13 protein-coding genes and 2 pseudogenes are annotated in these 13,935 nt (G+C 71.1%); 4 read left to right on the top strand and 11 right to left on the bottom strand.

From position 1 onward, the window contains the following. Window positions 1–6: 6 nt before the first annotated feature. The 4 genes and pseudogenes from SY89_RS09715 to menD all read right to left on the bottom strand — a co-directional run bounded on the left by SY89_RS09715 (window position 7) and on the right by menD (window position 4,906). Entirely contained in the window at window positions 7–1,068 is a 1,062-nt protein-coding gene (locus tag SY89_RS09715; RefSeq protein WP_054584067.1) for a mandelate racemase/muconate lactonizing enzyme family protein, read from the bottom strand. Continuing rightward, window positions 1,065–2,009, bottom strand: coding sequence for a 1,4-dihydroxy-2-naphthoate polyprenyltransferase (locus tag SY89_RS09710; protein ID WP_054584066.1), 945 nt, complete (start codon window positions 2,007–2,009; stop codon window positions 1,065–1,067). Before SY89_RS09710 ends, SY89_RS09715 begins: the two co-directional genes overlap by 4 nt. An 85-nt stretch (window positions 2,010–2,094) precedes the next feature. After that, window positions 2,095–3,012 carry a 1,4-dihydroxy-2-naphthoyl-CoA synthase gene (locus SY89_RS09705; RefSeq protein WP_054584065.1) on the bottom strand — a complete coding sequence of 306 codons (918 nt, stop codon included), beginning with the start codon at window positions 3,010–3,012 and terminating at the stop codon, window positions 2,095–2,097. A gap of 62 nt (window positions 3,013–3,074) precedes the next feature. Next, window positions 3,075–4,906, bottom strand: a pseudogene (gene menD, locus SY89_RS09700) (2-succinyl-5-enolpyruvyl-6-hydroxy-3-cyclohexene-1-carboxylic-acid synthase). A 113-nt stretch (window positions 4,907–5,019) separates the two neighbouring features. On the opposite strand from menD, the gene SY89_RS09695 reads away from it, so the two are divergent. After that, window positions 5,020–6,213 carry an NAD(P)/FAD-dependent oxidoreductase gene (locus SY89_RS09695; protein ID WP_054584064.1) on the top strand — a complete coding sequence of 398 codons (1,194 nt, stop codon included), beginning with the start codon at window positions 5,020–5,022 and terminating at the stop codon, window positions 6,211–6,213. A gap of 41 nt (window positions 6,214–6,254) precedes the next feature. Here SY89_RS09695 and SY89_RS09690 read toward each other — a convergent pair whose 3' ends face one another. From SY89_RS09690 to SY89_RS17675, 5 genes are read right to left on the bottom strand one after another with little or no spacing between them, the layout of a single operon-like run. Continuing rightward, window positions 6,255–7,115, bottom strand: coding sequence for a phosphatase PAP2 family protein (locus SY89_RS09690; RefSeq protein ID WP_054584063.1), 861 nt, complete (start codon window positions 7,113–7,115; stop codon window positions 6,255–6,257). Continuing rightward, window positions 7,112–7,564, bottom strand: coding sequence for an ABC transporter substrate-binding protein (locus SY89_RS17690; RefSeq protein ID WP_054584062.1), 453 nt, complete (start codon window positions 7,562–7,564; stop codon window positions 7,112–7,114). The genes SY89_RS09690 and SY89_RS17690 overlap by 4 nt, the downstream gene beginning before the upstream one ends. After that, window positions 7,540–7,887 (bottom strand): hypothetical protein, encoded by a 348-nt coding sequence (locus SY89_RS17685; RefSeq protein ID WP_054584061.1) that lies wholly within the window; start codon window positions 7,885–7,887, stop codon window positions 7,540–7,542. Before SY89_RS17685 ends, SY89_RS17690 begins: the two co-directional genes overlap by 25 nt. Further along, window positions 7,860–8,105 (bottom strand): hypothetical protein, encoded by a 246-nt coding sequence (locus SY89_RS17680; protein WP_054584060.1) that lies wholly within the window; start codon window positions 8,103–8,105, stop codon window positions 7,860–7,862. Before SY89_RS17680 ends, SY89_RS17685 begins: the two co-directional genes overlap by 28 nt. Before the next feature lie 4 nt (window positions 8,106–8,109). Then, the gene (locus SY89_RS17675; protein ID WP_054584059.1) at window positions 8,110–8,892 is read right to left on the bottom strand and encodes a periplasmic substrate-binding domain-containing protein; all 783 of its coding nucleotides are present in this window, start codon (window positions 8,890–8,892) and stop codon (window positions 8,110–8,112) included. Between the two features lie 237 nt (window positions 8,893–9,129). Between SY89_RS17675 and SY89_RS09665 the strand changes: the two genes are divergently transcribed. The 3 genes and pseudogenes from SY89_RS09665 to SY89_RS09655 all read left to right on the top strand — a co-directional run bounded on the left by SY89_RS09665 (window position 9,130) and on the right by SY89_RS09655 (window position 12,826). Then, window positions 9,130–10,359: a glycosyltransferase family protein gene (locus SY89_RS09665; RefSeq protein WP_054584058.1), complete on the top strand. Its 1,230-nt coding sequence runs from the start codon at window positions 9,130–9,132 to the stop codon at window positions 10,357–10,359. Then, window positions 10,320–10,586 carry a hypothetical protein gene (locus tag SY89_RS17670; RefSeq protein ID WP_054584057.1) on the top strand — a complete coding sequence of 89 codons (267 nt, stop codon included), beginning with the start codon at window positions 10,320–10,322 and terminating at the stop codon, window positions 10,584–10,586. The genes SY89_RS09665 and SY89_RS17670 overlap by 40 nt, the downstream gene beginning before the upstream one ends. 45 nt (window positions 10,587–10,631) lie before the next feature. Then, a pseudogene (locus tag SY89_RS09655) lies at window positions 10,632–12,826 on the top strand (thioredoxin domain-containing protein). 1 nt (window position 12,827) lies between these two features. On the opposite strand, the gene SY89_RS09650 reads toward SY89_RS09655, so the two are convergent. Both SY89_RS09650 and SY89_RS09645 read right to left on the bottom strand, forming a co-directional pair. Then, window positions 12,828–13,223 carry a thioredoxin family protein gene (locus SY89_RS09650; RefSeq protein ID WP_054584056.1) on the bottom strand — a complete coding sequence of 132 codons (396 nt, stop codon included), beginning with the start codon at window positions 13,221–13,223 and terminating at the stop codon, window positions 12,828–12,830. Window positions 13,224–13,342: 119 nt separating this feature from the next. Next, entirely contained in the window at window positions 13,343–13,906 is a 564-nt protein-coding gene (locus SY89_RS09645) for a hypothetical protein (protein WP_054584055.1), read from the bottom strand. Window positions 13,907–13,935: the final 29 nt, after the last annotated feature.

Genomic DNA, 13,935 nt, shown 5'->3' with positions numbered 1-13,935 from the left:
GGCTGCTCAGTCCCAGAGTCGGTCGTCGAACGCCGCTCCGACGTTCCCCGGCCCGTCGGGGACGGTGATCGCCCCGTCGACGACCGGCACCGGATCTGCCCCTAGATCCGCAGCGAGCAGCTCCCCGGTTGCGAGCCCGCAGGCGCGGGTCCCCGGCACCGCGGCGGCGACGTGGACGGCGGCAGCGCGAGCGACGGCGCCGTCGATCGTCGTCGTCACGACTGGATCGACGCCGGCGTCGACGAAGCGCCGCGCGATGTCGGTCGCGGCGTCCGGCCCGCCGAGCGCCATCGGTTTCAGGATCGCCACGTCGGCCGCTTCGGCGTCCAGGACGGCGTCGACGCCGCAGTCTCGGACCGACTCGTCGACGGCGATCTCGATGCCCCGCCCGCGCAGCGCAGCCAGTCCCGAGAGCTCCTCTGGGGGAACGGGCTGCTCGACGTACTCGACCCCGATTGCGGCGAGCGCGTCGACGGCCGCCGTGGCCGATTCGCGGCGCCACGCGCCGTTCGCGTCGACACGGATCGTGGCGTCGACGGCGTCCGCGACCGCTCGAACGCGATCGAGATCGGCATCCAACGACCGAACGCCGACTTTGAGTTTCAGGCAGTCGAACCCGGCCTCGACCGCCTCGCGCGCGGCGGTGACGGTCTCCGTGACGCTACCGTCGCCGACGGTGGCGTTGACTGGCACCGACTCGCTGGGGGTGGAGAAGTCGCCACGGTCGGCGAGCAGCGCCGCGAGCGATCGGTCGCTCGCCCGCGCGGCGGCGTCGAGCACCGCCAGCCGATAGCCGTGGCGAGCGGCCGGCGTCGACGGCCGCCTCTCGCCGATCGTGTCGGCGACGTGCCCCCACGCGTCGGGCGGGTTCTCCAGCGCTGTCGTGCAGGCGTCGTACGACTCGGTCCATCCCGGCAGCGGCGTCGCCTCGCCGAGGCCGCGGACCGTATCGCCGTCTGCCGACCGCTCGACGCCGACGAGGAAGCCGCGCCGCTGTTCGATCACGCCGTCGGCGGTCGACAGCGGCTCCGACAGCTCGAGTTCGAACGGCCTGCGCTCGTGACTCATCCGAGGACTAACCCGGCGGCGAACAGCGCCGCATACAGCGCGAGGAGTTGGCCGGTCCGCTCCAGCGCTGGGTTGAGCGCCTCGCCGCTGGTTTCGGTGACCACGGTTCGGGCGACGACTCCCGCAAACGGCAGCGAGAGCAGCGGCAGCAGGACGACTGCGCCGAAGGACTGCGTGAACAGGTACACGGGAACGGCGTAGGCGAGCACGAGCATCGCGACGTACTCCGCGCGGGCGACGCCGTAGCCGAACCGCACGGCGATCGTTCGCTTCCCGGTCTGGCTGTCCTCCTCCTTGTCCCGAACGTTGTTCACGACGAGCACGTTGGTCGTCAGGCTAGCCATCGGGAGACTTGCCAGCAGCGCCAGCGCGGGGACAGTCCCAGCCGGTAGCCCGGTCGGAACCCCGCTGACGGCTGCTGCGGCCTGCACGTAGACGGTCCCGGCGACGGCGACCGGACCGAAGAAGACGAACACGAACAGGTCGCCGAGTCCGTGGTAGCCGAGGGGATAGGGACCGCCGGTGTACGCGATCCCGGAGGCGACCGACAGCAGCCCGATCACGAGAATTGGGACGCCGCCGACCCACACGAGGTAGGTGCCGAGCAGTATCGCGGCGGCGAAGGTGAGCCACATCGCCCGCTTGACCGCGGGGGGTTCGATCAGCCCGCCCGCGGTGACGCGAGTGAACCCCTCGCGCTCCTCGGTGTCGGCGCCCTGGACCGCGTCGTAGTAGTCGTTCGCGAAGTTGGTGCCGATCTGGATCAAGATCGCGCCGACCAGCGCTGCAGCGGCCGGGAGCGGTGCGAACACGCCCTCGTGGACGGCGACGCCCACGCCGACGAGAACGGGCGCGATCGCCGCCGGCATCGTCTGGGGCCGGGCGGCCATCACCCACGCGCGCTGCCGAGAGATCTCGGCGCCACTCGTCTCCGTACTCATTGTCGAAGGCTCGGGGCGGACGGGCCATGAAGGGTTGGTTCTCGGCCGACGGCGAACTGGAGATTTTGCTGGGAGTCGAGTCGGCTCAGTAGTGCCAGGGGTAGCCCGAGAAGTCCGGCTGGCGGCCCTCCAGGAACGCATCCCGGCCTTCCGTGGCCTCGTCGGTCATGTACCCCAGCCGCGTCGCCTCGCCGGCGAACACCTGCTGGCCCACCATCCCGTCGTCGGCCATGTTGAACGCGAACTTCAGCATCCGCATCGCCGTCGGGCTCTTGCTCGTCATCGTCTCGGCCCAGTCGATGGCCGTCGCTTCCAACTCCTCGTGGGGAACGGCCTCGTTGGCCATCCCCATGTCGACGGCTTCCTCGGCCGAGTAGGTCTTCCCGAGGAAGAACACCTCGCGAGCCTTCTTCTGGCCGATCTGGCGGGCGAGATACGCCGACCCGAACCCGCCGTCGAAGGAGGCCACGTCGGGGTCGGTCTGGAGGAACTTCGCGTGCTCCTCGCTGGCGAGCGTGAGGTCACAGACCACGTGCAGCGAGTGACCGCCACCGACGGCCCAGCCCGGGACGACGGCGACGACGGGCTTGGGCATGAAGCGGATCAGTCGCTGGACTTCGAGGATGTGGAGCCGCCCGGCCTTCGCACTCCGGACCGCCTCGGACTCGTCCTCGGCGGCCTCGTCGTCGCCGCGGTACTCGTAGCCCGATCCGCCGCGGACGGACTGGTCGCCGCCGGCGCAGAACGCCCAGCCGCCGTCCTTCTCGGAGGGGCCGTTGCCGGTGAGCAGGACGGCGCCGACGTCGGCCTGCTTGCGCGCGTGGTCGAGCGCGGCGTGGAGTTCGTCGACGGTGCCCGGCCGGAACGCGTTGCGCACGTCGGGCCGGTCGAACGCGATCCGGACCGCGGGGAAGTCGACACCGCGGTGGTAGGTGATGTCGTCGAACTCGCCGGCGCCGTCGACCTGCTCCCAGCGGTCGGGGTCGAACAGCTCTGAGACCATGTCGGAACGGCGACGCCGGCCCGCAAAAACCCCGCGGTCGTCGCGGCCGTCGCCTGGCGCGTTCAGTCCGTCGACTCGCCCGCGAGGTCGTCGATCACCTGCGCCCGGAGCTCGTCGCGGGTCTCGTGGGAGTCGGCCGCGTCGGTGACGACTTCGACGACCGTCGTGCCCCCGCCCGTGACCGATTCGGTGTAGGCGTCGACGAACGCCTCGCGGGAGTCGACGCGGGTGTACTCGAGGCCGTACAGCTCGCCGGTCGGCTCGAAGTCGATCCCGTGGGGCGTCTTGAACTGCTCGGTGAACGGCGGCTCGAACGACTCGATCGGGAGCATGTGGAAGATCCCGCCGCCGTCGTTGTTCAGCAGGACGATCGTCGCGTCCACGTCACACCGCGCGACCGCGAGCAGGCCGTTCATGTCGTGGTAGTACGCCAGATCGCCGATCACCAGCGTGAGATGGTCGGTGGTCGCCGACCCCGCACCGAGCGCCGTCGAGGTGATGCCGTCGATGCCCGAGACGCCCCGGTTCCCGAGTGCGGTCACCGCGTCCGGACTCGGCCGTGCGAAGCGATCGAGATCCCGAACGGGCATCGAGTTCGAGACGAACAGCGTCGTCGGCTCCGGCGCGGCGTCGACGGCGTCGGCGACGATCCCCCCTCGAACAGCCCCTCTGCTGCGTCGACGGCGTCCCAGTGAGTCCGTTCGGCCTCGGCCCATCGGTCGCGCCACGCCGCCGAATCCGGGCCGGCGACGACCCGCGCGAGCGCCTCGGCCAGCCGCGAGGGGTCGGCGACGACGAGGTCGCTGGCCGTGAACTCCGCCTCGCGCCACTTCCCGGCGGGGTCGACGACGAGCTGCTGGGCGTCGGTTCGGGCGAGATACTTCCGCAGCGGCTTGGAGGTTGGCGACGCGCCGATCCGGAGCACCGCTTCGGGGTCGGGCCAGTCTGCGGTGACCGCTTCGTCGAGATAGGCGTCGTAGCCGCCGATGACGGGTGCGACCCGCGTGTGGCCGCCGAACCGGAGGCCCGAGAGAGGGTCCGCGAGGATCGGGAACCCCGTCGCGTGGGCCAGCGCGACGACGGCCTCGGGATCGATCTCGTGAGGGTCGGCGGGGCCGGCGACGATCAGCCCCCGCTCGACGCCGAGATCGTCGGCGAGCGAGCGGATCTCGCCGTCCGGCAGCTCCGGCGTTCCCTGTGTGCGCTCGACGAACGGCGGCGCCGACGGTCCGGCGGCGCCCGCGGCGCCGACGGCACCGGGCGTGGCGGCGCCGCCAGCTCCCGGGGCGTCAGTCGGTCGCCCCGCTGCAGCCAGCGGTTCGAGACCCTCGGGCACGTCGCCGGGCACCTCGGTCGGCTCCAGCGGCTTGCGGAACGGGACGTTGAGGTGGACCGGGCCGGGGTCGGTCCCCTCGGCCGCGGTGAGCGCGCGGGCGACGCTGGTCCGCAGCGAGCGGAGCTTCCGTGCCTCGGCCTCGGGCTCGGGGAGATCCTTGTACCACCGGACGGCGTCGCCGTAGAGCTTCTCCTGGTCGGCTGTCTGGTTCGCCCCGGAGTCGCGGAGCTCCGGCGGGCGGTCGGCCGTGAGCGCGAGCAGCGGGACCCGCGACTGGTCGGCCTCCAACACCGCGGGGTGGTAGTTCGCGGCGGCGGTGCCGGAGGTGCAGACCAGCGGCGTGACCTCGCCGGTCCGGCGGGCCCGTCCCAGCGCGAAGTAGGCGGCGGCGCGCTCGTCGAGGTGGGAGAACACCCGAACGTCCTCGTGCTCGGCGAAGGCAACAGTCAGCGGCGTCGAGCGCGAGCCCGGCGAGACGCAGGCCGCGGTGACGCCACTCCGAGCGAGCTCGTCGACGATCGTTCGGGCCCAGAGCGTGTTGCGGTTCGGTGCGGTCATTGTCGGCGTGAGGGGGGCGGGACTGTTGGTTCCTGCGTTCCCGGATTTCCCCGCTGGGGCGGCGTCGCGGCGGTTCCGTAGCGACTTTACCGGAGCCCGTGTCACCTCCGGCCATGACCGATCGCATCGTCGTCGTCGGTGCTGGCTACGCTGGCGCCGGAACTGTCGATTCGCTCAAGGACGAAGTGCCCGACGCGGGGCTGGAAGACGACGTGGAGCTCGTCTGGATCAACGAGGAGGACTACCACCTCGTGCTCCACGAGTCCCACCGCGTCATCCGGGACCCGAGCGTGGCGTCGAAGATCACGGTCCCCTGTGAGTCGATGCTCCCCGACTGGGGCCAGTTCGTCCAGGACCGCGTCGTCGGGCTCGACACCGACGACCAGACCGTCGAACTCGAAGCCGGCGACCCTGTCGACTACGACTACCTCCTGCTCGGCGTCGGGAGCGCGACGGCCTTTTTCGGCATCGAGGGGCTGCGCGAGCACGCGCTCACGCTCAAGAGCCTCGCCGACGCCCGGGAGATCCACCAGTCGGTGCGGGAGGCCGCCGCGGACGCCTCCGTCGCCGACCCCGCACAGGTGATCGTCGGCGGCGCCGGCCTCTCCGGCATCCAGGCCGCCGGCGAGATCGCCGCCTACCGCGACGAGCACAACGCGCCCGTCGACGTCCACCTCGTCGAGGGGCTGGACGAGGTGTTCCCCAACAACCCCGACGACGTGCAGCAGGCGATCCGGAGCCGTCTGGAGGACGCCGGCGTGAACATCGAGTGCGGCGAGTTCATCTCGAAAGTCGACGACGAGACGGTGTACCTCGGCGGCGGCGAGGACGAGGCGCCCGAGGAGATGCCGTACGACGTGCTCGTCTGGACCGGCGGCATCACCGGCCGGGAGGAGTTGGAGAACACCGACCTGGAGAAAGACGAGCGCTCCCGGCGCGTGTTCGCCGATCGTGACTTCCGGACCAGCGACGACCGCGTGTTCGCCATCGGCGACACCGCGCTGATCGACCAGGGCGGGGACGACGTGGCGCCGCCGACGGCCGTCGCCGCGTGGACCGCCGCCGAAGTGGCCGGCGAGAACCTCGTCCACGCCGTGCTCGACGAACCGCTCTCGACGTGGACGTACGAGGACAAAGGGACGCTCATCTCCGTCGGCGACGAGGCGATCGCTCACGACATCGACTCGCTCCCGTTCGGCACGTTCGGCGGGCCGGGCGCGAAATTCCTGAAGAAGGCGGCTGCGGTGCGGTGGATCGCCTCCATCTCCTCGCTCGGGCGAGGGATGAGTGCGTGGAGCGACATGTAGGCGCCGGGGACAGCCGACCCCCGAGCCGTTTCTCACGCGAACTATCGCCTGAACTGCTCGATCCCGCCTGCGGGCGCTCGCTCGTTTTCGACCGCTTCTCGCTCGCCGATCTGTTCGTCTTCAGCGACGCGGACACCGACGGCGACGCTGAGTGCGGCGAGAAGGATCCCGGCGAGAACGTCCGTCAGCCAGTGGATCCCCAGATACATCGTCGCCACCGCGACCGACGTGGCGCCGACGGTGGCGACCGGGAGCCACCCCGGTGCCGCCCGGCGATAGCGGGCGGCCAGCAGCGCGACGGTCACCGACAGCGACGTGTGCAGCGACGGGAACACGTTGGTGTTCTCGTTCACCTGGCTCGTCAGGTGTTGGACCTCCGGCCAGTTGGTGAACAGTAGCGACTCGACCGCGCCGGGCATGAAGTTCCGCGGGCCGTACGCGACGAACAGCACGTAACAGACCAGCCCGATGCCGTAGTTCAGTGCGTACGCGACGAGCGTCGCCGAGAGCGGGCGCGTGTCGTGGTGGATGGCGTATAGCACGACGGGGAACGTCAACAGGAACACGTAGCCGAACACGTAGACGAAGCTGAAGTACGCCGTCAGCGCCGGCGTCGACAGCGACTGCAGGTCCGCGACGAACGCCCCTTCGAGGGCGTGGATCGTGCCCGTGATGTTCACGCCGATCAGCCACGAGAGTTCGACACCCACGTCGCGGACGGCGCCGTTGGCGAGCAGCAACACGCCGAGGGCAACGGCGGTCGGCCCGACCGTCCGGACGTTCTGTCGGATCGATCCGCGCCGGAGGGGTGTGCCCGTGCGTCGCCAGACCGCGCCGAGACCCAGCAGATGCAGCACGAACACCACGACGACGACCCGGGTCACCACGGTCAACAGCGTCATCGGCCACCTCCCACGAGCGTGCCGTCCTCGTACTGGTACCCCGCGTCGCGGAACGCCTCGCGCACCGCGTCGACGGTCACCTCGCCATCGCGGCCGAAGAAGGGGACGACGGGGTTTCCGCCGTCCCACTCGAGATCTGCGGGGTACCACTCGGTCCCTTGGAGCGGCCCGACCGCGGGCCGGGCGTAGCCGTCGAGGACGTGCTGGCCGAGAAACCGTTCGTCGACGAGTCGGGCGAGCGTGTTCCGAAACCGGGGGTTGTCGAGATACGCCCGCCGGGTGTTGTAGCCGAGCACGTACGGCCGCGCCGAGCGTCGAACGAGCAGCTCGACGTCCTCGGCGCGGCCGATCCGCGGCACCGTCCCGGCGCCCACGGTGGTCCCGGTCACGTCCGCCTCGCCGTCGGCGACCGTCTCGACGGCAGTCACGTCGGAGCCGACGACCTGCACCGAGAGCGCGTCGATCGCGGGCTCGGCGATCCAGTCGGGGAAGTCGGCCGCCTCCCGAGTCGAGAAGTGCCCCTCGATGTGTTCGAGCCTGAGGCGCTCGCGGGGGTGTTTCGGACGTACGCGAACGGGCCGCTCCCGATCGGCGGGATGTTGTTGGAGACGAGCGCTTCAGTCACCGTCCCGACGGGGATCCCGCCGATAGCGGCGGCGTCAGTTCGGTCGCGCCAGACGTGTTTCGGGAGGATCGGGACGGTGAGCGCGCGCGGCACGACGGCTCGATCGGCGTCGGCGAACGTCACGTCGAGCCGTCGGTCGTCGACCACGGATACGTCGTCGACAAGGCTGCGCTGCCCCGGAACTCGGGCGACGGAACGTCGGCGTCCTCGCCGTCGCCCAGCGTCGTGTCCGCGAGCAGGTCGTAGGTGAACGCCACGTCGGCCGCCGTCAGCGCCTCGTCGTCGTGCCACGTCACGTTCTCCCGGAGCGCGACTCGCGCCGTCGGGGAGCGCCGTCGACGACGTCGATCGACTTCGCGAGCCACGGCGTCAGCTCCCCTCGATCCGTCGGGCTAACGGGTCGTACAGCAGGCCGGTCAACACGCCGCTGCGCCGGAACTCGACGGCGAGAGGGTTGAGGTTCGTCGTCGGCCTGCGGTCGGTGCTCACCACCCGGAGCACCGGCGCCTCGGACTCGCTATCGTACTCGCCGGCGAGCCGCAGGAACCCCACCGGCGAGCGGAAATCAGTCGCCTGCCAGTTCGGCCCGGCGGGGCTCCGTGCCGCCCGGATGTCGTCCGGGACGGTGAGCAGCGTGAACGGCTGGGTCCGGGCGACCGTCCGCTGGAGCCCTTCCAGCGCCTGGCGGCGCACGGCGCCGTCAGTCCGTCGCTGGCGTTCGAGCGCCTCGTCGGCGGCTAAGTTGGTGTAGCCGAACGGGTTCTGCCACCCTGGTGCGTCGGCAAAGCGGGAGTGCAGCAGCGTCGTGAGCGCGTCGGGGTCGCGGAACTTCTCGGGCAGCCGCATCACGAACAGGTCGAACTCGGTCCGGAGCAGGCTCTGGCGCCTGAGCTCCTGTTCCGCCATCGGGAGCACGTCGGTCTCGATCCCGGCTGCTCGGAACCACGAGGCGATCTGGCGGGCGAGCGCGAGCGCGTACGGGTCGGCGTCGGCCGGCAGCGTCTTGATCCGGAACGTGATGGGCTGGGTCGAGCGCCAGCCGGTGAGGTTGCGAGCCCGCTGGAGACAGCCGGCGCCGAGGGCGGTCGCGCCGCTCCCCAGGGCTGCGAGGACCGATCGCCGGTCCGTGGAGACGCCCGACTCCTGACGCATCGTCTCTCAAAATGTGCGGTCTATAGACATATGGATTGTGCTGTACCTTCCAGACCGCCCGAGCGAGTACCCTACTGGGGGACAGCTTTTACCCCCGCCACGGCACTCATCGGACGATGGACGCCCCGAGACGGACGCTACGGGCCCCCATCCAACGTCGCCGGAAATGAGTCGCCTCGCTCCCGTCCCGATCTCGCGCGAGGACGCCCCTGGCTCGGCGCAGCGCTCGCTGCAGGCTTGCTCGCCGTCGCGATCTACCTCGCGACGAACTCCTACCCCGCCTACGGTGCCGGGCTGTACCTCCGGATCGCCGACGCTGTCGCCGCCGATGGCTACGCGCCGCCCGCGCGAATCCTGGGATACACCGCCGACGGCGTGCCCTTCGCCTACCCGCCGCTGCAGTTCTACGTGCTCGCGGCGCTGCTGGACCTGGGCGCCAACCCCATCACTCTCGCGCGCTTGCTCCCGTCGGTCGGCGTCCTGGCGGCACTCGTCCCTGTCTACCTGTTCGGGCGTGACTACGCGGGTTCGCGACCCGCCGGCGCGGCTGCCGGCGTCGCCGTCGCGCTGAACCCGCAACTGCTCCAGTGGCACGTCTCCGCCGGCGGGCTGGTCCGCGCGTTCGCGTTCTGCTACGCGATGGCCGCGATCTACGCGGGCTATCACGTCTTCGTCAACGGCTCGCGGCGCGCGGTCGCCGTCGGCGCGCTGGCGTTCGGTGCGACCGTGCTCACCCACCCGACCTACTCGCTGTTCGTGGTCGTCACCTACCTCCTACTGTGGGGCGTACGGGATCGCTCGCTCGCCGGACTGACTCGCGGTGCGGTCGTCGGTGTCGGCGGCGCGCTCGTCGCGTCGCCGTGGCTGATCTGGCTCACGAGCACCCACGGGTTCGACGTGCTCACCGGCGCCGCGGGCACCCACGGCGGCATCGGCGGCGGCGCGGCGACGATCGGCCTCTCCGCGACGGTCCTCCCGCTATTCGGCGCGGCGTACCTGCTCGTCGCCCGCCGGGAGTACTTCCTCGCGGCGTGGGCCGTCGCCGCGGAACTGCTGTTCGCCCAGCCACGCTTCGCGTTCACCGTCGGGAGCGTCGTCGCTGGCGTCGCAGCCGTCGACGTGGCGCGCCGAGTTCCGTCGCTGGAGGGGCGGCTCTCGCTGCCTGGCGACGGCACCGTCGAGCGCCGGGCCGTCGCCGCGGCGGCCTGTCTCCTCCTCGCGAGCGTCGCGGGCGGCGGCTATCTCGCCTACGAGATGACGCTGCCGAGCGACCCCTCGACGCCGGCGTTTCTCGACGACGAGGACGTGGGGGCGATGGCGTGGGCCGAGGCAGAGACCCGCCCCGACGCCACGTTCGTCGTCCTCGGCGACGCTGCGGAGTGGTTCCCGACGATGGCGAATCGGACGATCCTGATCGGCCCCTGGGGGTGGAGTGGCGCGGCCCGGACGCCTACGAGACGCAGTTGACGACGTTCGAGGCGCTGTCGCGGTGTGACGGCGTCGACTGCGTCGAACGGGAGCTCTCGCGCGTCGACGCCGACCCCGATTACGTCTACCTCCCGAAAGGGGCGTACACGGTCCGGGGCGAGTCGGCGGTGACGTTCGGCTCGCTCGATCGCTCGTTTGCGGCATCGACGGACTGGGAGTGCGCCTACGAGAACGACGGCGTGGTCGTCTACCGCGCTGTCGAGTAGGGCCGCGACCACCGGCTACTTCCCCTCGGCGCGCTTGCTTCGACAATGACTGAATCGTCGAGCGGCGACGGCCGGAACCGCCTCGCCGAGGCGGCCAGCCCGTATCTCGAGCAACACGCGGACAACCCCGTCGACTGGCAGCCCTGGGACGAGGACGCGCTCGCGGAGGCCCGCGAGCGCGACGTGCCCATCTTCCTCTCGGTCGGCTACTCGGCCTGCCACTGGTGTCACGTAATGGCCGAGGAGTCCTTCGAGGATCCCGACGTGGCCGAAACGATCAACGAGAACTTCGTCCCGATCAAGGTCGACCGCGAGGAGCGCCCCGACCTCGATCGCGTCTACCAGACGGTCTGTCAGCTGGTGGCCGGCGGCGGCGGGTGGCCGCTGTCGGCGTTCCTGACCCCGGAGGGCAAGCCGTTCTACGTTGGCACGTACTTCCCGCCGGAGTCACCGCCGGGGCGCAATGTTCCGGGGTTCGAACAGCTCTGCCGGCAGATCGCGGACTCCTGGGCCGACCCGGAGGAGCGCCCGGAGATGGAGACCCGCGCCGAGCAGTGGACCGCAGCCGCCCAGGACCGCATGGCGCCGACAGGAACGCCCGAGGACAGCGAGCCGCCGAGTAGCGAGATCCTCGACGACGCCGCGGCGGCGGCGATCCGCGGCGCCGACCGCCAGCACGGCGGGTTCGGGCAGGGAAGACCGAAGTTCCCCCAGCCCGGGCGGGTCGAACTCCTGCTGCGCGTCGCCACCCTCGCCGACGACACCGAGCCGCTGACGGTCGCCGAGAACGCGCTGAACGCGATGGCCAGCGGCGGGCTGTACGACCACCTCGGCGGTGGCTTCAACCGCTACTGCGTCGACGAGGACTGGACTGTCCCGCACTTCGAGAAGATGGCCTACGACAACGCCACGATCCCGGCGGCGTTCCTCGCTGGCTACCGCGCCACTGGCCGGGATCGCTACGCCGACGTGGTCGAAGAGAGCCTCGACTTCGCCGAGCGCGAACTCTCCCACCCCGATGGGGGTTCTTCAGCACGCTCGACGCGCGGAGCGACACCCCCGCCTCCCGGCTCGACGAGGACGAACAAGCGGAGCGTGAGGAGGGCGCCTTCTACGTCTGGACGCCCGCAGAGGTCCGTGCGCTGCTCGACGAGCCGGCGGCGACGCTGTTCTGCCGGCGCTACGGCGTCGTCGCCGGGGGGAACTTCGAGGGCGGGACGAGCGTGCTGAACGAGACCGTCCCCGTCGCGGAGCTCGTCGGCACGGAGATGGACGTCGCCGGCGAGACAGTCGACGCGCCCGACTCCGAGGCCGAGATCCGTGAGTTGCTCGCCGACGCCCGCGAGCGGCTGTTCGACGCTCGGGAGGGACGCCCGCGCCCGCCCCGCGACGAGAAAGTGCTCGCGGGCTGGAACGGGCTGCTGATCGAGACGTTCGCCCGCGCGGGGTTCGTGTTCGGCGACGACGCGCGGATCGGCCGTGCCGAGTCGGCACTCGCCTTCGTCCGCGAGCAGCTCTGGGACGCCGAAGAAGGGCGGCTCGCGCGCCGCTTCAAGGACGGTGACGTGGGGGTCGACGCCGCGCTCGAGGACTACGCGTTCCTCGGCCGCGGCGCGTTCGAACTGTACCAGGCGACGGGCACGGTCGAACCGCTCGCGTTCGCGCTCGACCTCGCCGGGGTCATCGCCGACTCCTTCTACGACGAGACCGACGGGACGCTGTACCTCTCGGCGAACGACGGCGAGGAACTGGTCGCACGCCCCCAGGAGCTGACCGACCAGTCCACGCCGTCGAGCGTCGGCGCCGCGGCGTCGCTGCTGCTGGATCTGGACCACTTCACCGACACGGATCTGGGCGCCGTCGCGCGGGAGACGCTCGCGACCCACCGCGGCCGGATCGAGGCCAGCCCCGTCGAGCACGGGACGCTCGCGATGGCCGCCGACGCGGCCCGCCGTGGCTCGCTCGAACTCACCGTCGCTGCCGACGAACTGCCCGCCGACTGGCGCGAGACGCTCGCCGACCGCCACCTCCCGGGTGCCGTGCTCGCCCGCCGGCCGCCGACGGAGTCGGGACTGGAGGAGTGGCTGGACGAACTCGGCCTCGCGGAGGCGCCGCCGATCTGGGCCGGCCGCGAGGCCCGCGACGGCGAGCCGACGGTGTACGCCTGCCGCTCCCGTACCTGCTCGCCGCCGGAGACGGATCTGGAAGCGGCGCTGGACTGGGTCGAGAAGAACCTCTGAGCTACTCGGCGGCGTCGATCGCGTCGGCGAGATACTCCGCGATCGGCCGGCCCTCGCTCTCGACGAACCGCGCGATCTCCGTCCCGTCACGCTCGACGATCACGGTCGGGATCAGTTCGACCCCGTTCTCCGCCATACCCTCGCCGACTTTCTCGCCGTCCTCACGCTCGACCGCGTGGGCGTGGATCCGCTCGTCGGGCATGCCCGCGGCCTCGAGGGCGGCCGCGAACGCGGGGAGGAGCTGGCGGCAGTCGCCACACCAGTCGCCGCCCCAGATGCGGAACGTGAGGCCGTCCGTCGCGAGCGCGTCGACGGCGTCTGCGTGGGACTCGGCGTCCCACGCGGGGTCGGGTTGGAGCGTCGAGAGCGTCGACTCGGGTTGTTCGGCGTCGCTCATACCCGAACACGGCTCCCGCGGGGGATAAGTGACACGTCGGCGGCTGGCCGTCGCCGCCTTCGAGGACGCACGTCGGCGGCTGGCCGTCGCCGCCACAGAAAACCTCCCGCAGTGAGTGATTACTCCCCGACAGCGCCGCCGATGACGCCGCCGACAGCGCCGAGCACGAGCGGGTAGACCAGCCCGGCAAGCAGGACGCCGGTGACGAGGTCCGGCGCTGCCGAGCCCTGGTAGGAGAAGAGGAACCGACCGATCAGCGCCAGCGGGAAGTAGCCGATCGCGACCGCGGCGCCGGCGGTGGCGCCGTCGGCCGGCTCGTCGGCGTCGCCGAGGCGGGCGGTCAGCAGCCCCGCCGCAAGCAGCAGCACGACCGGGACGAGGTACAGCAGCGCGAGCGAGCCGCCGTCGCTCCCGGCGATGAAGTTCTGTGACTGCGTGCCGCCCAGCGCGTCGATCCGGGTGTCGACGAAGTGGGCGTTGTAGAACAGCCAGCCGACGCCCTGCCAGACGGCGATCGGCTCGCCGCCGAACAGTTCGGTGACGAAGTTGTACCCCGCCAGGCGCTCCTCGACGGAGCCGCTCTGCCAGACGTACGTGAGGAGATACCCCAGGAGGTATGCGGCGACGCCGGTGCCGGCAGCGGCGCCGAGCGGCAGCCGATCGGTGATACTGGATGTGCTCATCGTTGCCCACGTTGCGCCGAGCACAAAAA

Origin of the sequence: Halolamina pelagica (assembly GCF_001307315.1) — an archaeon.
Taxonomy (GTDB): domain Archaea; phylum Halobacteriota; class Halobacteria; order Halobacteriales; family Haloferacaceae; genus Halolamina; species Halolamina pelagica_B.
Note: the sequence above shows the minus strand (reverse complement) of the source record. Positions and strands in the feature narration are given on the sequence as shown.